Origin of the sequence: Rickettsia hoogstraalii (genome assembly GCF_000825685.1) — a bacterium.
Classification (GTDB): Bacteria; Pseudomonadota; Alphaproteobacteria; order Rickettsiales; family Rickettsiaceae; genus Rickettsia; species Rickettsia hoogstraalii.
The window spans coordinates 950,472-966,772 of the sequence record NZ_CCXM01000001.1 but is presented as its reverse complement, the minus strand read 5'-3'; the positions used below and the strand labels follow the sequence as shown (position 1 = coordinate 966,772).

Here is a 16,301-nt window from a genome sequence, read left to right as displayed (position 1 = left end):
TAGACATATAGCTCAAAATGAGAAATGATTATTTTACGTTTAATGAATATGAGGTCAAAATATGTTAATAAATACTTCTAATAATCCGCTTATTACTACTATACATTTATTATCTTCTATAGGTGCTATAAATTGGGGCTTAGTCGGATTATTTAATTTTAATTTAGTCACACTTTTATTTGGCTCATTTCCAATTATTGTTACAATACTTTATATAATTATAGGCTTTTGTGGTGTATATTCTTTCCTTTGTTTAGGTAAGCTATTTTGTAAACCCGGAATAGAAAAGGCGAAGTAACTCTATCTTTTTGTCATTGCAAGCGGACATTATTGCGTGGATCAATTTTCTCGTCATTGCGAGAAGAATTACGTAGTAATTCGACGAAGCAATCTCGTGCCAAATTCCTGAGATTGCCACGTCGATGCTACGCATCTCCTCGCAATGACGGCTCAGGTATTCACACGGGCAATACCTACTCGCAATGAAGACCTAACAGCTTCACTTGTGCTATAGCAGTTATTGCTGCTGTTTCAGCACGTAATATATTACTTCCTAAACTTACAGATTTTGTATTCTTATATGAGGCAAGAAGTTCCAGCTCATCATTAGTAAAGCTTCCCTCCGGTCCTATAATAATAGTTATATCACTATTACTAAGTGATGATAAAATGCGTAATATAGAATTTTCTTCTTTTTCATGTTCATTAGCATATAACATCAAATTATTATTCTCTTTAAGGTAATCTTGTATTGTGATAGCTTTTTCAATTATCGGGGGAGTAAGACGTTCTGATTGCTCTGTTGTCTCAATAACACATTTCGTTAAACGTTCGATATTTATCGTTCTAAATTGACACCGCCTAGTAATTAACGGAATAATTTTAGTTATACCGAGTTGCGTAGCCATATTTATTGCAAGCATTAATTTATCTTGCTTTATTATAGCAGCAGCAAGAGTTAACGCAGATTCTGTATACGGCTTTTTTAACTGTTCTTTAAGCCTAACCGATAGGTTATGCTTACCTATATCGGTAATTTGTGCTAAAAATTCTCCATCCGTACCGTTAAAGATACGCACACTATCATTTACTTTAAGACGTAGCACCGTTTTAACATAATGAACATGATCACCTGCTAATTCTATCTTGCTATTTTCAGCTAAATGACTATTAATATAGATACGATTAAATTTCATATATACTCGATGAACTTGAAAAATTGGCTGCGTCGTCTTTGTAAGACCTCGGATGCTCACGTACTTTTGTACGCTCCGCTCCTCGGCTTACAGACTCCTTGCTCTTTTCCAAGTTGATCTTCGTATCCCAACTCTTCATTTCGCAGGAGTATTAATTATGGACGATAAAAAAGATAATAATATATCAGAAGAAGAAAATTTACAGCTAAATTCACAAAGCTTCAGACAGGATGAATTTAAGAGTAAGTCTACGGAGCGTACAATAACGTGAGTACGGACTTAACTCAAAAAATTCGCCTGTATCAAGCTTTGTGAATGACGCTGTACCAAAAGAAAAAGAAATCGGCGGCGTTAAAGGCTTAGAACCGACAAGATACGGTGATTGGCAGCATAAAGGTAAAGTAACTGACTTCTGATGGCTTTTTTCCAGCAAACAAAAATTTTACCCTATAAACCGCAAGAATTGTTTGATTTGGTCTGGGACGTAAAATCTTATCCTAAATTCTTGCCTTGGTGTTCTGCTTCTAGAGTTATTTCAGAAGATAAATATGAGATCATTGCTGAGTTAGTAATTCAGTTAAAAGGCTTTTCAGAAAAATATAACTCACGAGTTACAAGCGAAATAACAGATGATGGAATATATTTGATTAATACGGTAGCTATTTCAGGACCTTTTGAATATTTAAAAAGTACTTGGCAATTTGTTCCATGCACGGCAGGAACTGAATTAAAATTTTTTATTGATTTTAAAATGAAATCCGTAATACTGGATAAATTAATTGGTACTTATTTTACCAAAGCAACCGAAAAAATGATTGTAGCTTTTGAAAAGAGAGCTAAAGAGGTTATTAAGAAACATTATAATATTAATGCTTGACATTTGTTAATAAAACCGTATTTTATGGTAATTTAAATATAAAAAGGTTGAATTATGAAAAAGGTTGAATTTGTGAGTAAAGCAGAAATTCCTACAAATGCTATAAATTATAAGGAATTTGCCCATTTAGGAGTAAATCTTGCGTATAAGACAGATTATACAAGTCGATACCTTGCAGAAGCATTAACGACAGGTGGTACTCATTTAGTAGGTAGTGGATTTGAAATACTTGCTGCTTCTTGTGATAATGCAAATACAGCTCAATATGGTTATAAAGCTGTTGCATTTATAAATAAGGAAACTAAAGTCGTTCATATTGCTAGTGCCGGCACAAAAGCAGATATGAATGACGTATGGGATGATGCACTTATCATTCTCCGTTATGCTCCTAATAAACTAAAAACGGCTCAAAAATTTGTTGATGAAGTAATTGAAAAAATAGGCGGTATTGAGAAAGCTGCAGAATATATTTTTGAGACTAGCGGTCATTCACTTGGAGCAATAGTTGCGGATTTAACCGGCGTAGAATTACATTCTCGTAATTTAAATTTTAATAAATCCGTAACCTTTGACAGCCCAGGTTCACAAGAAGTAATTAAATACGCTATAAATCAGGATTTATTTACCGGAAAAGTAATAACTCCGCTAGAAGAGTTAGCTAAACATTCCGAGATATATAATGCAAAACCTAATGTTATTAATACTATAAATAGTCATGCCGGTAAAATAAACTTAGTTTTACCGAAAGTAAATAATATCGAGAAATCAGAATCATCAAAAGCAGAAGGATGGGGAACATATTTATATAATATGGTTGGGGCTGCCGCTTACAAAGCTGCAGAATATCTAGGTATTAATAAAATGGTTGAAGGATTAAATAATCATAAGCTAAAGAATTTTGCTGATTTAAAAGATCATGCTGTTTTACCTATAGCCGATTGGAAAGAACAAATATTAGAAAATAACGAAGATACTCAAAAACTTAAAGCTATTCCATCTAGCGGCAAGGACGTATATTTACTAGATACCACTAGAATTACTGATGATGAATATACTAGTATAGTTGGAGTAGATGTGTTCCATTGGGCATATAATGATTTGCAACAATCTTGTGCTATGGAAGTTGAACAAATAGGCAATATAAATAATAATTTAATATCAATGATATGTTAGAGTATGTTGTTTTTGGTATTGTTAGACTAGCACGCAGTGGGGCTAATATTATTTCAGACATAGTAGAAACTTGTAAAAACACTATTGATACTATTTCAAATACAGCTCCGGAAGTAATAGAAGCACCTAACTTAGAATCAAAAGATATTGAAGACAAATGGGTAGAAGTATCTCTAATAGGAAAGTAAATTTTTATACTTTAATTACAATCTAAATTACCATCAATTATTGATAAATAGTTGGTGGTTTTTTACTTTAAGCCACTCTATAAATTTTTAATCTACTGTGTCTTACAGAATATTTTAAAACAAATTCATATTCTACATCTTAACAAACATTAACTAATTAGTTGACTTTTATTTCAAATTACCATAAAATATGGTCACAAGTTAAAAAAGAGGTAGATATTGTCTAAGTACAAAAATTCTAAACATATTAGCACTAAAAAGCTTGCTTATATAGATAGGGTTAGACCTTGCATATAAAACAGATGATTTAAATATTTATAATCTAGAAGCATCAAAGGTCAATGAACAATTAACAGATAGCGGCTGGGAAATACTAACTGCTTCATGTGATTATGTCAACACTGCTAAATATGGTTATAAAGCTGTTGCATTTATAAATAAAGAAACTAAAGAAGTTCATATTGCTAGTGCCGGTACAAAATTCAATATATATGATTTACTAGACGACTTGCTTATCGCTCTTCACTATTTACCTACTAAACTAACTCCGCTTCAGGATTTTGTTAATGAAGTAATTAACAAATTAGGCGGCTTAAGTAAAGCCACGGAATATAGTTTTAATACTAGCGGTCATTCACTTGTAGCAATAAACACTTGTAGCAATAAATTCAGATTTAACCTTAGTAGAAATACATTCTCGTAACCTACATTTTAATAAATCTACAACTTTTGACAGCCCTGGCTCAAAACCGATAATTGAAAGAGGCATAGAAAAAAAATTTATTTACCAGAAAAGTAACAACTCCAATAGAAGAGCTAGCTACCCATTCTAAGATATATAATGCAAAACATAATCTTATTAATATTACTAATAAGCATTTGGGAAAAACAACAATGGTACTTCCTGGTAAAAAAAACAGAACTATCACAATCAGAAGAATGGGCATCATATTTATATAATTTTGCCAAACAAAAAGCTACAAAATATCTAGGAATTAATGGAATAGTCGAAGGCTTTGAGGAAATAATAGCCGGAATCAGTAAACATGGACTTGTTAATTTTTTTGATTTGAAACAGAATATTACTTTAACCGTAGATGATTGGGAAGCAGGAACACAAAAATATGCTAAAAATACTCTAAATTTAAAAAATAATTTATATAATCAAATAGTTGAAACTGAAACCGGAGCTAATTTAGTTGGGATGTATAATAATTTTCAAAGCTGCAGTCAAGAATACGCTCAGGAAGTCAAAACAACAGGAGATATAAGTGGTTATCATCTATGTCCTCTAGTTATGTTAAAGGCGGAAACCACCTTTCGCCTTTCATATTGATTAGACTTCTTTCAAACGCTCGCTAATAAGGAGGAATTTGTAGGAGACACGGAACGCAGCACCGCAGCGTACACTTTAGTACGTGAGGATGCGAGTACCGGATCGACACACAAATTACCCTTAGAAGCAAGTTATGAAAGAAGTCTATTATTTCTTATTTAGAGCAACTAAATAGATTTCCGTAGATTCGCTGCGGCTGGATGAAGGTTTAAAATGTTTCACCGTTCTAAATTCACACTTCACTTTATTTAATAATTCATTTTCTGCACCGCCACGAAAAATTTTAGCAATAAAATGACCGGAGGGTTTTAATACTTTTAAAGCAAATTCAAAAGCTTGCTCACATAAAAGTAAGGTTCTTATATGGTCTGTAGCCTTATGACCTATGGTATTTGATGCCATATCACTCATTACTATATCAGCTTTACCGTCTAAAGCTTGAATAATTAATTCTTCCGTATTTTTTTCAAAAAAGTCTTTTTGAAAAAACTCAACTCCGGCAATAGGTTCGATTTCTAATAAATCGATAGAGATTATTTTATTATTTAGGCTATTATCCGAAGCTTTAATAAGCTTGGAAGCTACTTGACTCCACCCCCCAGGAGCTGCTCCTAGATCAACAATTTTCATGTTAGGATTAAAAAGTTTAAATTTTTCATGGATTTCAAGTAGTTTATATGCAGCTCTCGACCTAAAGCCTTCTATACGTGCTTTTGCAACATACGGATCGTTTAATTGGCGTCTAAGCCAATTACTAGAAGAGACGGTACGTTTTTTAGAAGTCTTAACTCTAACGAATTTATTTCTATAACCGCTTAAATTATTTGTCATGAAATTTTATTATTTTCTTGAGCTATTTTGTCTAATATTGAATTCACAAAACCAATCTCGTGTTCATTTAACATATCATTTGCTATGTCCGTATATTCGTTGATTACTACTTTAGCAGGAGTAGTAGGACAAAATAATAGCTCACATATACTAACCCGCAATAAAGCTCGGAGTAAGATCGGCATATGTGCAGGATCTTTATCATTTGTTAAATGATTGTCGATAATTTCGTCTAGTTTATTAATATTTTCAAATACTGACTTTACCAGCATTTTAAAATGACTTATACTTAATGATATTTTTAAATTCTCAGGTAAATCTGTTATAGAATTATTATTTTGATAAAAAGAAAGTACATTTTGCATGATATCATCCATATCGTCGTTATTTTGCAATATGTTTTGATAAATAGCTTGCACTACTGCAATACGTGCAATCGACTTTTTATTAATTTTATTTGAACTCATAAAGAAAAGAAATTTAATTTTCGTCATTGCGAGTAAGTATTACTTGCGTGCATCAGTTTTACCATCATTGCGAGCAGCCGTAGGCTGCGTGGCAATCTCGTCAAATATCTTGAGATTGCTTCGTCAATTACTTCGTAATTTCCTCGCAATGACGTGGAAAGGGATTCCTGCAACAATATCACTCACAACAACGAAATGATATCTATAACCTTGCAATTTATACCTTAAAATAATTTATTAGTAAACTTATAAAAAATATGAAAATGCATAGACGAAGTTTAATTTGGAAAAGAGCAAAGCACTTTGAAGCTTATAACCGCAGCGTAGATATACTACGTGAGGATTATAAGCGAAAAGTAACGCCGCCAATTTTTCAAATTAAACGAGTATAATTTATGCTATCTATAATCGGGTTTATTATAACCATTAGTATCTTGGTATTTATCCATGAATTTGGGCATTATTGTATTGCTAGATATTTTAATGTAAAAGTTGAAGAATTCTCGATAGGTTTCGGTAAAGAACTAATAGGCATTACCGATACAAGAGGAGTTAGGTGGAAGATTTGTCTTATACCGCTTGGCGGTTATGTCAAGATTTACGGCTATGATCGCAGCCTTATGGATAAGACTAAAGAAGTTAACGAAAAAGTAGCTTTTTATGCTAAATCTTGTTTAGAACGTTTTTTAATAGTTGCGGCAGGTCCGTTAATTAATTATTTACTTGCCGTAATAATATTTGCAGGTTTTTATTGTTACTTTGGAAAAACAGAGATTCCTCCTATAATAGGTGATGTAGTAGCTTCATCACCGGCAGAGAGAGCAGACTTAAGAGAAGGAGATAAAATTGTTAAGGTTAACGATAAATCTGTTAAAGATTTCGGGGACGTGCAGAGAGAGATATTAATTAACGGCTTTAGCTCTTCTACTTTAACTATAGAAAGAAAAAATGAGGAATTTATCGTTAATATAATGCCTCAAGAAATAATTATATCGCCTCCCGAAGAAAAGAAAGTTAAGAAAACTCTTCGCATCGGTATTATAGCTAAAAATGAACCTATTCATACTAAAATAGGAATTTTAGGAGGATTTTGGGAAGCTATTAATACTACTATAGACATGTCTGCTTTAACTCTAAAAGCAATATCGCAAATGATTGTAAGAAAACGGTCATTCGATGAGATAGGAGGACCGGTAGCTATTGCTAAAGAGTCAGGAAAATCTATAGCTGGCGGAACCCAAATGTATCTATTATTTATAGCAATGCTTTCCGTTAATTTAGGGTTACTTAACTTACTACCTATACCGGTACTTGACGGCGGACATTTGATATTTATACTCTATGAAGCAATTACCGGTAGATTACCGAATCCTAAAACTAAAAATATTTTATTACAATTAGGAGCGGCAATAATAATTTTTCTTATTATAATCTCTGTTTCTAACGATATACAAAATTTATTTTCCTAAATTATAGATTTGCTTGCTCTCGTTTATATTATCTACTATAGTGGAGTACATTAATTACGTTTAAATGCACCTGTCATACCGTGGCTTGACCACGGTATCCAGTTAGAAATATCAAGATTATTAGTATTGTTTTTTTGGATACCGTGGTCAAGCCACGGTATGACATCGTATTTAAACATTAGAAATTTAAATTAAATCTTAAAGAAGGTTTTAGGTGAAAATCAGATCAATTAGTAAGTTAACAATTTTATTATTAACGATTTTTTATTATCATATTTCATTAGCTGACTCTGTAATTCGTAAAATAACTATCGAAGGTAACCATAGGGTTGAGCGTTCTACTATTGAGAGCTATTTAAAGCTTAAGGTAGGAGAAACCTATAATAATTCTAAAGAAGATGAAGCAATAAAACGTTTATATGCCACCTCACTTTTTAGAAATATAAATATACATATAACAAATGAGGGTAATTTAATAGTCAACGTTACTGAAACGCCTTTTATAAGTAGCGTAGTATTTAGCGGTAATTCTAAAATCAAAACTAATATGCTCGCTAAAGAAATTTATACAATGTCTGGCGAATCTCTTAGCCAAGCTAAAATTGAATTAGACGTAAAGAAAATATTAGAAATTTATAAACGTAGCGGACGTTTTGCTACCACGGTAACACCTAAAATCGAGAATTTAGAAAACAACAGAGTTAAGGTTATTTTTGATATAGCAGAAGGACCAAAAACCGGTATTAAATATATTTATTTTAGCGGTAATGAAAATTATAGTGATTCAGAACTTAAATCTATTGTTTTAACTAAAGAATCTCGTTGGTTTCGTTTTTTAGAAAGTAACGATACTTACGATCCTGATAGAGTGGAATATGATAAAGAATTACTGAGAGAGTTTTATCAATCTGTAGGTTTTGCAGATTTTAGAGTAATTTCGGCATCGGCAGAACTCAATAATACTAAAGAATATTTCACCCTTACCTATTCCATTGAAGAGGGAGAAAAATATAGCTTCGGTAATATTACAATAGACAATAAATTAACTAATACAGATATAACACCGCTTAATAAAATTGTTAATATTAAGCAAGGCAAGGTTTTCAATATGAAAAAGGTTGATGATATAGCTGAAAAAATCGGAGAATATTTTACAGCGAACGGTTACCCTGCAGTAAATGTTTATCCAGATATAATGAAAAATGCTAATCATACTGCAGATATTAAATTTATTATTGAGAAAGCTGATAAGGTTTATATTAATAAAATTAATATTATTAATAACCTTAAAACCGAAGACCATGTTATAAGAAGAGAATTTAAAACAGAAGAAGGTGACATAATTAACCGTTCATATATTGAAAAAGGTGAGCGTAACCTTAGAAATTTAGATTATTTTGAGAAAGTAGCAATTAGCTTAGCTCCGACTAAAGCTAAAGATAAATATGATGTTAACGTTGAAGTTGATGAAAAATCTACTTCCTCTATAGGTTTTGATTTAGGATATAATACTGCTGGCGGTTTATTCGGGCGTTTCTCTTTCTTAGAGCGTAATTTAGTCGGTACCGGTAAACTACTTAATGCCGGTGTACAAGTAAGTAAAAACAGTACAAGCTATTACGGCGGTATTACCGAACCGCACTTTTTAGATCGTGATTTATCACTTGGCGTAAATGCTTTTAGAAACTATACCGGACGCGGTGCCAGTGTATTAAATACAACCGATCAAAGCTATAAGTTACACTCTATAGGGGTTAAAACTTCTCTTGGTTATGAAATTAAAGAGGATTTAGGTCACGAAATAGATTATTTAATTAAACGTGATATTTTAAGTGCACCGAGTCCATCAAGCTCAATATTCTTAAATGAGCAGATGGGAAGATTTATTACTTCTGCTATAGGACATACTATTACTTATGATCAAACTGATAACAAAATTGTTCCAAAGAACGGTTATTTAGTAAGCGGCACACAAGAATTTGCCGGCGTTGGAGGTGATAACAAATATATAAAACATGAAGTTGACGGTAAATATTATAAATCTTTCATACATAACAAGCTTACTTTAAAATTATCTACTTCCGGTGGTGATATTGCAGGGCTTGGAGGAAAAATTATTAGAATTTCCGATCGCTTTAATTTAGGTGATTATAGTTTAAGAGGCTTTGCAAGCGGTGGTGTAGGACCTCGCGAAAAGGTCACTAATGAAGGACTTGGCGGTGAGCGATATTACACATTCTCAACAGAGCTTAATTTCCCAACACCTGTACCTGAGGAATTTAATTTAACCGGTGCAGTCTTTATGGATTTAGGAAGCGTATGGGGAGTAGGTCTAAATAAGAAACAATATCAAACTCCAAACGGTTTTTATAACGATAAATCGCTTAGAGCTTCCGTTGGTTTCGGCTTTATTTGGGTAACACGTTTTGCACCGATCAGAATGGATTGGGGTTTCCCGGTTAAGAAGAAGAAATATGACGATACGCAGCATTTCCATTTAAGATTTTCAACGCATTTATAAAAATGCTTCATTGTCACCTCGTGACTTGTCTGCGTTGTTGCATGGATGCCAAATCGTCATTGCGAGGAGCGAAGCGACGTGGCAATCCAAAAAATAATTAAAAAAATTCTGATTTACAGAATTTTTTGCTGGATTGCTTCGTCGAGTTACTACGTAATTCTTCTCGCAATGACGGAAAACCAGTCCACGCAACAATACCTCACAGGAATGACATATCCCAAATAACATAACTATATTTCAGCCGATGTAGCTCAGCTGGTAGAGCGGCGCATTCGTAATGCGTAGGTCTGGGGTTCAAATCCCCACATTGGCACCATTTTCTAAATAAAATTATAGCCCTATTTTGTTGATAGACGGGTAAAACCTGATACACTAATAATGTATAGAAAAACGCATTCGTGTCATACCGTGATCCCTTCACGGTATCCAGAAAAATAACTTAAAATACTAATAATGATAAAAGGTACCTACTAACTTAGAAACAATAAAAAGTTTTGAAAAATTGATTCAAGCTAGATTACCTGAAAAACATAAAGAATGGTTATTAAAATATAATGGTAAAATTATAAAATAAGGACATTAGTATATGATAGTTAACGAAGAAGAGTTTAAAAAACAACCTGATGTGATTAATCTTCCTGAATGGACAAAATCTTTTTATTATATAATAAATGTAGGACATTATGAAGATTATGAAGAAGCCATGGATTGCATTATTAAAAATTTAAAAAATCCTGAAGAATTAATACAAGCTGCGGCACTTCAAGCTTTAGGAATCTTAGCTTATAGATTTAAAAAGATTAAAGAAAAATTAATATTACCTATCTTGTTTAATAATTTAAATAGTAAAAGTGAAAGAATATTATATGAAACTAAAGATACCTTAGAGCAGATTACTTATAGTGTAATAAAATTAAAGAGAGAAATTTATTTAGAATATTTTAAAAATGGAATTGATTTTTTTACCGGAAAAATTTTAAAAATATACACAGATAAAACACTAATGTACTCCTTAAATAATGAAGAAGAAAAAAAAAGAGTTTATTTTAAGCTTTTGTCAAAATTCTTTAAATTATAGAGAAGTATTAGATGTTTGCCTGTATTTTCTTAAAAAAAAGAAAGTGAACAAATACATAAAACTGCTTTTCAGGGACTCAGTTATATAATAATCAGATTTAAAAAAATAGATTTTGATATTATATTACCGTTTATAAAAAAATTTATAATATTAGAGGAAATTTGTGTTTATATTTATACAGAATCTCTTTTAGCAGATATTGCAATTATGATACCTGAACTAAAAGGAAAAGTAATACCTTTTTTAAAAAAAATAAAATCACCGTACTTAAAAAAGATACAAGCCTTAAATCATTGAATATTGCTTTATTGCAATTTTATATTCAACTTCTTAAGCCGAATAGCAGATTATGTAATAATTCGCTATTCGTGTTAATTAACCATTATCTTTTTTCTTGGAGGAATATAGATTGTTTCATCTTCAGCATGCGAAATCTTTTCTAAAAGTCCGATAAAACGGTCTTTATTAGGTACTAGCTTTACTATTGCCCACCCTTCTTCTATTGATTTCTTTATGCGTTCTATATCAGATTTATGCTCTGAAAAAGATATAACTTTTTGTGCTGGATTTTGCATATTGATAAATCAATTATAGTTAATAAATGTTTATTATAATAAATATTTTTTAATAAATCAATCACATATTTATTATTTGCTAAATATAAATAAAATGATTACCATATATTAGGTCTTGTCTACTTATATCCTAATAAATAGTTTAATTAAAAATTAAAAGTTGTACAACAATTTTTTATTTTAAACATATATTTTTATGTCACTTATTAACTTTATTTAATTTAAACTGTATAATTTAATTATGTCAAATGATAATTTACAACCGCCTGCTCTTTCTAAAAAGCAATTATTTGCTTTTTTTGGTATGGTTGTCGGGATGTTTATGTCGGTACTTGATATTCAGATTGTCGCTAGCTCATTATCTGTAATAGCTGCAGGTCTTGCTGCATCAAGCGATGAGCTTTCTTGGGTTCAAACATCTTACTTAATAGCTGAAGTTATCATTATTCCTATTACCGGCTTTTTAGCAAGGTTACTTTCTACCAGAATTTCTTATTTTATTGCAGCTCTAGGATTTACGGTTATGAGCGTATTATGTTCGCTCGCAACTAATATTGAATCAATGATTATCTTTAGAGCATTACAAGGATTTTTTGGCGGTGCTATGATACCGACGGTATTTAGTACCGTTTTTATAATTTTTCCTGCATCACAACGTCCTACCGTTACTATCTTAATTGGACTTGTCGTAACTGTGGCCCCTACTTTAGGACCTACACTCGGTGGATATATTACGGAGATTTTATCATGGCATTTTATGTTTTTATTAAACGTCATACCCGGTATTTTCGTATGCACGGTAGTATTTTTATATGGGGATTTTGATAAACCAAATTATAAATTACTGAAAAATTTTGATTTTCTCGGTATATTATTAATGGCTTTAACGCTCGGCTTATTACAGTATGTTTTAGAAGAAGGAAACAAAAAAGGGTGGCTTGAGGATAATTTAATACTATTCTTAAGTATTGCAGTAGCTTTAGGTTTTGTTTTATTAATCATTAGAGAACTAACCTTTATTAATCCAATTTTAGATTTAAAAACATTCCTTTATAAAGACTTTACTTTTGGTTGCCTTTATTCGTTCGTTATGGGTATCGGATTATACGGGGCAGTATATATATTACCGCTATTTCTCTTTACTATTGCCGGATATGATACATTACAAATCGGGGCTACTATGATGGTGACGGGCGGAACACAATTTTTATCTGCACCACTTGCCGGTAGGATGCTAGGGCTAGGGGTAGATTTACGCCTGATGCTTATTATAGGGCTTGGAGGGTTTGCTCTCGGATGTCATTTGAATAGTTTTCTAACGCCTGATTCTAAATTTGCTGCATTTGTGCTTCCTCAATTTGTTAGAGGGCTTTCACTAATGTTTTGTTTTATACCGACTAATAATATAGCTCTTGGCAATATGCCAAAAGAAAGAGTAGGTAATGCTAGCGGACTTTATAATCTTACTCGTAATTTAGGAGGAGCAGTAGGGCTTGCAATAATCAGTACTATACTTACTAATGATACTAAAATCTTTATGCAATATTTATCAGAAAATATCTCGTCTACTTCTATAATGGCATTAGAACAGCTAGATTCTTACACTGAATTATTAAGCGGGAAAGTCCTTAATCCTGAAAAAGCATCCTATTTGTTATTAGCAAACAAATTAAATAATGATGCTTTTGTAATTGCAATAAATAATATATTTAATATGATAGGGCTGTTATTTGTATTTATAATGCTACTAATACCTTTTACTTCAAATATCAAATTAACCGGAAATGTTAATGCTCACTAAAATTAAATTTATATTATATTTTCCTTGGTTATTATTAGAAATATGGAAATCAGCTTTCTCGGTTATCAAAATAATTTGGCAAAGAAAGATAGAGATAGAACCGGTTTTTGAATGGATTGACGCAGAAGGGCTAGAAGAAATCGGTGAAGTAATTTATAGTAACTCGATTACATTAACACCCGGTACGGTAACACTTGATATAAATAATAATATGCTATTAGTACATGCACTCAATAAATCATCGATTACCGACCTACAAAGAGGTAGAATGATTAAAAAAATTAAGCAAATATTAAAAGCAACTTGAAGTAGAAAATGGTATCAGATATAAACGCTCTAAAGTATAAAAAAGTTTTGCTTAAAGTTTCAGGAGAAGCTTTAATGGGAGACAAGCAATTTGGACATGAATATGAGGTAATAAAAAAGATTGCCGGCGATATTAAGGAGGTCATTGATTTAGGAGTAGAAGTCGCTATTGTAGTCGGAGGCGGGAATATTTATCGAGGGATCAATGCAGTACTTGTCGGTATGGACCGAGCTTCAGCGGATTATATAGGTATGCTTGCAACGGTGATTAATGCTTTAACATTGCAAAACGTTATGGAAAGCCTCAATATCTATACAAGAGTTCTATCGGCTATTCCTATGATGAGCGTGTGTGAGCCTTATATTCGCCGCAAAGCTAAAAGACATATGGAAAAAAAGCGTGTAGTAATTTTTGCTGGCGGCACGGGTAACCCGTTTTGTACAACCGATAGTGCCGCAGTACTTCGTGCAATCGAAATGAATTGCGATATTTTATTAAAAGCAACTCAGGTTGACGGCGTATATGATTCCGACCCTAAAAAAAATCCTGATGCTAAAAAATATTTCACTATTAGCTATAAAGATGTTATAACTAACAACCTACAAGTCATGGATACGGCAGCTATTGCAGTCGCAAGAGAAAATAAATTACCTATAAGAGTATTTTCGATAAAAGAACAGGGAAATTTTGCTAGAGTAATACAAGATAAAGGCGAATATACGACAATTGAGGAATAATATATTGTAGTGTGACTCGGTTTTTCGTCATTGCGAGAAGAATTACTACGTAATTCTTCTCGCAATGACGATTTAGTATCCATGTGCGGGAATGACATTGGGGTTATTTCCTAATACACGCAACAATGTACTTGGTTCATGTACTAATAATAATATACAGATAAAATAAATATATGGATGAATAAATATGGACACAGAAACGTTAAAGAAAAACTTACAAGAAAAGATGGATAAAGCTCTGAAAGTTTTAGATCATGAGCTTAAAGGGCTACGTACCGGTAGAGCTTCGGTTAATTTGCTTGATAGCGTAACCGTGGAAGCTTACGGGAGTAAAATGCCGCTTTCACAAGTTGCTTCTCTATCCACCCCTGATGCACGAACAATTAACGTGCAGGTTTGGGATAAATCTATGGTGTCATCAGTAGAGAAAGGAATTACTATAGCAAATCTTGGCTTAACTCCAGCAACGGACGGTCAATTAATCAGACTACCGATACCAGCTTTAACTGAAGAAAGACGTAAAGAACTGGCAAAGCTTGCTCATAAATACGGTGAGGATACTAAAATTTCATTACGTAATATTAGAAGAGACGGCAATGAAGAACTTAAAAAGCTAGAAAAGGATAATATTATTGCAAAAGATGAGCATCATAGCTTATCTGAACAAGTACAAAAACTAACTGATGATTATAGTAGTAAAGTTGACTCGGCAATAAAACAAAAAGAACAAGAGATAATGACTGTTTGACTTTCTATGTCATTCCTGCTTTAGATTTGTTGCGTGGATACCCAAATCGTCATTGCGAGCGACTGTAAGGAGCGTGGCAATCTCATGAAATAATGAGAAACTCATGAGATTGCTTCGTCAATTACTTCGTAATTTCCTCGCAATGACGATTTGGGTATCCACGCAACAATGCCAAACGAGATGACATAAATTGACTCTATACTGACAAAATAAAATGACAAAATTAGTTAGAGATTTAATTCCAGAAATTATCTTAAAATCAGGCAAGATACCAGTTACTCATATTGCTGAATCATATGAGTATAAAGAATTATTAAAAAATAAACTACTAGAAGAAGTAGAGGAATTTTTACAAGATGAGGATATAGCAGAAGTTGCCAATATATTAGAAGTACTTGAAACAATCTGTAATATTAATGGCTATAAACTAAAAGATATATTAGAAATTAAAAAACAAAAAAAGAAAGTTAATGATGGTTTTGATAATAAGATAGTTTTAGAAAAAATAACTAATTAGCTTTTATGACTTAATGAAATATAAGGAGCCATGCAATAAAATCGGCTATAGAGCCTTGTATCACAGGCTGTATCCAGGATCTAGCTTACAAGTTGTAGGATTATAGAAATACCGATACACACAGGCAAGCCTTTACTGGAATAACATCAGACTATACCACTCAAAATAATAAAACTATGATTACAAAAGAAGAAGCACAGAAAATAGCAAAATTAGCTAGATTAAAATTTGAAGAAGATACTGTAGAAAAATTTTCTGCTCAGCTTAGTACTATTATGAATATGATTGATATTTTAAATGAAATAGATTGCAAAGATATAGAGCCTTTAACTTCGGTTTCTAATATGAATGCTAGAATGCGAGAGGACACCGTTACGAGTTCTGATTTATCAAATAAATTATTTGATAATGTAAGCGGAAATAGTGCCCAGCTTGCTAAAGAAGTAAAATATTTTATCACTCCAAAGGTTGTTGAATAAT

General features: G+C 32.2%; 21 protein-coding genes, 1 tRNA gene and 4 pseudogenes. 19 read left to right on the top strand and 7 right to left on the bottom strand.

Annotated features, from left to right (window positions below; all coding sequences use genetic code 11):
• Positions 1-61 precede the first annotated feature (61 nt).
• Together BN1174_RS05045 and BN1174_RS10005 are read left to right on the top strand one after the other, a co-directional pair.
• Positions 62-298: a DUF378 domain-containing protein gene (locus BN1174_RS05045; protein WP_040257031.1), complete on the top strand. Its 237-nt coding sequence runs from the start codon at positions 62-64 to the stop codon at positions 296-298.
• A gap of 32 nt (positions 299-330) precedes the next feature.
• Positions 331-486 carry a hypothetical protein gene (locus BN1174_RS10005; RefSeq protein WP_156138495.1) on the top strand — a complete coding sequence of 52 codons (156 nt, stop codon included), beginning with the start codon at positions 331-333 and terminating at the stop codon, positions 484-486.
• Here BN1174_RS10005 and BN1174_RS05040 read toward each other — a convergent pair.
• On the bottom strand, positions 474-1,196 hold the full coding sequence (locus tag BN1174_RS05040) for a 16S rRNA (uracil(1498)-N(3))-methyltransferase (RefSeq protein ID WP_040257029.1): 723 nt from the start codon (positions 1,194-1,196) through the stop codon (positions 474-476). The genes BN1174_RS10005 and BN1174_RS05040 overlap by 13 nt on opposite strands.
• A gap of 157 nt (positions 1,197-1,353) precedes the next feature.
• Between BN1174_RS05040 and BN1174_RS13305 the strand changes: the two genes are divergently transcribed.
• The 7 genes and pseudogenes from BN1174_RS13305 to BN1174_RS08920 all read left to right on the top strand — a co-directional run.
• Complete coding sequence (locus BN1174_RS13305) at positions 1,354-1,467, top strand: palindromic element RPE3 domain-containing protein (RefSeq protein WP_231555806.1); 114 nt, start codon at positions 1,354-1,356, stop codon at positions 1,465-1,467.
• A 52-nt stretch (positions 1,468-1,519) separates the two neighbouring features.
• Positions 1,520-1,612 (top strand): annotated as a pseudogene (locus tag BN1174_RS13300) (DUF1674 domain-containing protein); the annotation flags it as partial.
• Positions 1,612-2,073, top strand: a complete 462-nt coding sequence (locus BN1174_RS05035) for a type II toxin-antitoxin system RatA family toxin (protein WP_040257027.1) — start codon at positions 1,612-1,614, stop codon at positions 2,071-2,073. The pseudogene BN1174_RS13300 and the gene BN1174_RS05035, both read left to right, overlap by 1 nt.
• 54 nt (positions 2,074-2,127) lie before the next feature.
• Positions 2,128-3,246, top strand: a complete 1,119-nt coding sequence (locus tag BN1174_RS05030) for a secreted effector lipase Rlip (protein ID WP_040257025.1) — start codon at positions 2,128-2,130, stop codon at positions 3,244-3,246.
• On the top strand, positions 3,240-3,434 hold the full coding sequence (locus BN1174_RS05025; protein ID WP_040257023.1) for an RP165 family protein: 195 nt from the start codon (positions 3,240-3,242) through the stop codon (positions 3,432-3,434). The genes BN1174_RS05030 and BN1174_RS05025 overlap by 7 nt, the downstream gene beginning before the upstream one ends.
• 219 nt (positions 3,435-3,653) lie before the next feature.
• Positions 3,654-4,770 (top strand): annotated as a pseudogene (locus tag BN1174_RS05020) (hypothetical protein).
• Between the two features lie 3 nt (positions 4,771-4,773).
• Positions 4,774-4,923: pseudogene (locus BN1174_RS08920) on the top strand (palindromic element RPE1 domain-containing protein); the annotation flags it as partial.
• Here the strand turns inward: BN1174_RS08920 and BN1174_RS05015 are convergent.
• The 3 genes from BN1174_RS05015 to BN1174_RS12320 are packed head-to-tail and all read right to left on the bottom strand — an operon-like array spanning position 4,918 to position 6,217.
• Entirely contained in the window at positions 4,918-5,601 is a 684-nt protein-coding gene (locus tag BN1174_RS05015; RefSeq protein ID WP_040257021.1) for an RlmE family RNA methyltransferase, read from the bottom strand. The pseudogene BN1174_RS08920 and the gene BN1174_RS05015 sit on opposite strands and share 6 nt — an antisense overlap.
• Positions 5,598-6,068, bottom strand: coding sequence for a transcription antitermination factor NusB (gene nusB / locus BN1174_RS05010; protein WP_040257019.1), 471 nt, complete (start codon positions 6,066-6,068; stop codon positions 5,598-5,600). Before nusB ends, BN1174_RS05015 begins: the two co-directional genes overlap by 4 nt.
• Before the next feature lie 23 nt (positions 6,069-6,091).
• Complete coding sequence (locus tag BN1174_RS12320; protein ID WP_269378972.1) at positions 6,092-6,217, bottom strand: hypothetical protein; 126 nt, start codon at positions 6,215-6,217, stop codon at positions 6,092-6,094.
• Positions 6,218-6,463: 246 nt separating this feature from the next.
• On the opposite strand from BN1174_RS12320, the gene rseP reads away from it, so the two are divergent.
• Complete coding sequence (gene rseP / locus BN1174_RS05005; RefSeq protein WP_040257017.1) at positions 6,464-7,537, top strand: RIP metalloprotease RseP; 1,074 nt, start codon at positions 6,464-6,466, stop codon at positions 7,535-7,537.
• 50 nt (positions 7,538-7,587) lie between these two features.
• On the opposite strand, the gene BN1174_RS13295 is transcribed toward rseP, so the two are convergent.
• Positions 7,588-7,716 (bottom strand): hypothetical protein, encoded by a 129-nt coding sequence (locus BN1174_RS13295; RefSeq protein WP_266263274.1) that lies wholly within the window; start codon positions 7,714-7,716, stop codon positions 7,588-7,590.
• Between the two features lie 35 nt (positions 7,717-7,751).
• On the opposite strand from BN1174_RS13295, the gene bamA reads away from it, so the two are divergent.
• Positions 7,752-10,058 (top strand): outer membrane protein assembly factor BamA, encoded by a 2,307-nt coding sequence (gene bamA, locus BN1174_RS05000; protein WP_040257015.1) that lies wholly within the window; start codon positions 7,752-7,754, stop codon positions 10,056-10,058.
• On the opposite strand, the gene BN1174_RS09995 is transcribed toward bamA, so the two are convergent.
• Positions 10,053-10,250 (bottom strand): hypothetical protein, encoded by a 198-nt coding sequence (locus tag BN1174_RS09995; protein ID WP_156138494.1) that lies wholly within the window; start codon positions 10,248-10,250, stop codon positions 10,053-10,055. The two genes, bamA and BN1174_RS09995, sit on opposite strands and share 6 nt — an antisense overlap.
• Positions 10,251-10,298: 48 nt before the next feature.
• On the opposite strand from BN1174_RS09995, the gene BN1174_RS04995 reads away from it, so the two are divergent.
• Both BN1174_RS04995 and BN1174_RS11775 read left to right on the top strand, forming a co-directional pair.
• Positions 10,299-10,374 (top strand) — tRNA-Thr (locus BN1174_RS04995).
• Between the two features lie 270 nt (positions 10,375-10,644).
• The gene (locus BN1174_RS11775) at positions 10,645-11,136 is read left to right on the top strand and encodes a hypothetical protein (protein WP_231555805.1); all 492 of its coding nucleotides are present in this window, start codon (positions 10,645-10,647) and stop codon (positions 11,134-11,136) included.
• Between the two features lie 371 nt (positions 11,137-11,507).
• Here the strand turns inward: BN1174_RS11775 and BN1174_RS04985 are convergent, their stop codons facing one another.
• Positions 11,508-11,711 (bottom strand): DUF2674 domain-containing protein, encoded by a 204-nt coding sequence (locus BN1174_RS04985; protein WP_040257013.1) that lies wholly within the window; start codon positions 11,709-11,711, stop codon positions 11,508-11,510.
• A gap of 241 nt (positions 11,712-11,952) precedes the next feature.
• Here BN1174_RS04985 and BN1174_RS04980 point away from each other — a divergent pair, with 241 nt between their 5' ends.
• The 6 genes and pseudogenes from BN1174_RS04980 (at position 11,953) to gatC (ending at position 16,300) form a co-directional block, all read left to right on the top strand.
• The gene (locus BN1174_RS04980) at positions 11,953-13,512 is read left to right on the top strand and encodes a DHA2 family efflux MFS transporter permease subunit (RefSeq protein WP_040257011.1); all 1,560 of its coding nucleotides are present in this window, start codon (positions 11,953-11,955) and stop codon (positions 13,510-13,512) included.
• Positions 13,496-13,819 carry a monovalent cation/H+ antiporter subunit E gene (locus BN1174_RS04975; protein WP_040257009.1) on the top strand — a complete coding sequence of 108 codons (324 nt, stop codon included), beginning with the start codon at positions 13,496-13,498 and terminating at the stop codon, positions 13,817-13,819. Before BN1174_RS04980 ends, BN1174_RS04975 begins: the two co-directional genes overlap by 17 nt.
• A gap of 8 nt (positions 13,820-13,827) precedes the next feature.
• The gene (pyrH, locus tag BN1174_RS04970; protein WP_040257007.1) at positions 13,828-14,556 is read left to right on the top strand and encodes a UMP kinase; all 729 of its coding nucleotides are present in this window, start codon (positions 13,828-13,830) and stop codon (positions 14,554-14,556) included.
• 187 nt (positions 14,557-14,743) lie between these two features.
• On the top strand, positions 14,744-15,304 hold the full coding sequence (gene frr / locus BN1174_RS04965) for a ribosome recycling factor (protein WP_040257005.1): 561 nt from the start codon (positions 14,744-14,746) through the stop codon (positions 15,302-15,304).
• A 214-nt stretch (positions 15,305-15,518) separates the two neighbouring features.
• Positions 15,519-15,693 (top strand): annotated as a pseudogene (locus tag BN1174_RS13325) (nucleoside triphosphate pyrophosphohydrolase family protein).
• Between the two features lie 304 nt (positions 15,694-15,997).
• Entirely contained in the window at positions 15,998-16,300 is a 303-nt protein-coding gene (gene gatC, locus BN1174_RS04955) for an Asp-tRNA(Asn)/Glu-tRNA(Gln) amidotransferase subunit GatC (protein ID WP_040257001.1), read from the top strand.
• Position 16,301 lies beyond the last annotated feature (1 nt).

Bases quoted from the DNA above. Each gene is read 5' to 3' on its own strand.
- BN1174_RS05025 (WP_040257023.1), top strand. From the start codon at position 3,240: ATGTTAGAGTATGTTGTTTTTGGTATTGTTAGACTAGCACGCAGTGGG.
- BN1174_RS11775 (WP_231555805.1), top strand. From the start codon at position 10,645: ATGATAGTTAACGAAGAAGAGTTTAAAAAACAACCTGATGTGATTAAT.
- BN1174_RS04975 (WP_040257009.1), top strand. From the start codon at position 13,496: ATGTTAATGCTCACTAAAATTAAATTTATATTATATTTTCCTTGGTTA.
- gatC (WP_040257001.1), top strand. From the start codon at position 15,998: ATGATTACAAAAGAAGAAGCACAGAAAATAGCAAAATTAGCTAGATTA.
- BN1174_RS05035 (WP_040257027.1), top strand. From the start codon at position 1,612: ATGGCTTTTTTCCAGCAAACAAAAATTTTACCCTATAAACCGCAAGAA.
- BN1174_RS04985 (WP_040257013.1), bottom strand. From the start codon at position 11,711: ATGCAAAATCCAGCACAAAAAGTTATATCTTTTTCAGAGCATAAATCT.
- BN1174_RS05030 (WP_040257025.1), top strand. From the start codon at position 2,128: ATGAAAAAGGTTGAATTTGTGAGTAAAGCAGAAATTCCTACAAATGCT.
- BN1174_RS05040 (WP_040257029.1), bottom strand. From the start codon at position 1,196: ATGAAATTTAATCGTATCTATATTAATAGTCATTTAGCTGAAAATAGC.
- pyrH (WP_040257007.1), top strand. From the start codon at position 13,828: ATGGTATCAGATATAAACGCTCTAAAGTATAAAAAAGTTTTGCTTAAA.
- BN1174_RS04980 (WP_040257011.1), top strand. From the start codon at position 11,953: ATGTCAAATGATAATTTACAACCGCCTGCTCTTTCTAAAAAGCAATTA.
- frr (WP_040257005.1), top strand. From the start codon at position 14,744: ATGGACACAGAAACGTTAAAGAAAAACTTACAAGAAAAGATGGATAAA.
- BN1174_RS05045 (WP_040257031.1), top strand. From the start codon at position 62: ATGTTAATAAATACTTCTAATAATCCGCTTATTACTACTATACATTTA.
- BN1174_RS05015 (WP_040257021.1), bottom strand. From the start codon at position 5,601: ATGACAAATAATTTAAGCGGTTATAGAAATAAATTCGTTAGAGTTAAG.
- BN1174_RS13295 (WP_266263274.1), bottom strand. From the start codon at position 7,716: ATGTTTAAATACGATGTCATACCGTGGCTTGACCACGGTATCCAAAAA.
- BN1174_RS13305 (WP_231555806.1), top strand. From the start codon at position 1,354: ATGGACGATAAAAAAGATAATAATATATCAGAAGAAGAAAATTTACAG.
- rseP (WP_040257017.1), top strand. From the start codon at position 6,464: ATGCTATCTATAATCGGGTTTATTATAACCATTAGTATCTTGGTATTT.
- nusB (WP_040257019.1), bottom strand. From the start codon at position 6,068: ATGAGTTCAAATAAAATTAATAAAAAGTCGATTGCACGTATTGCAGTA.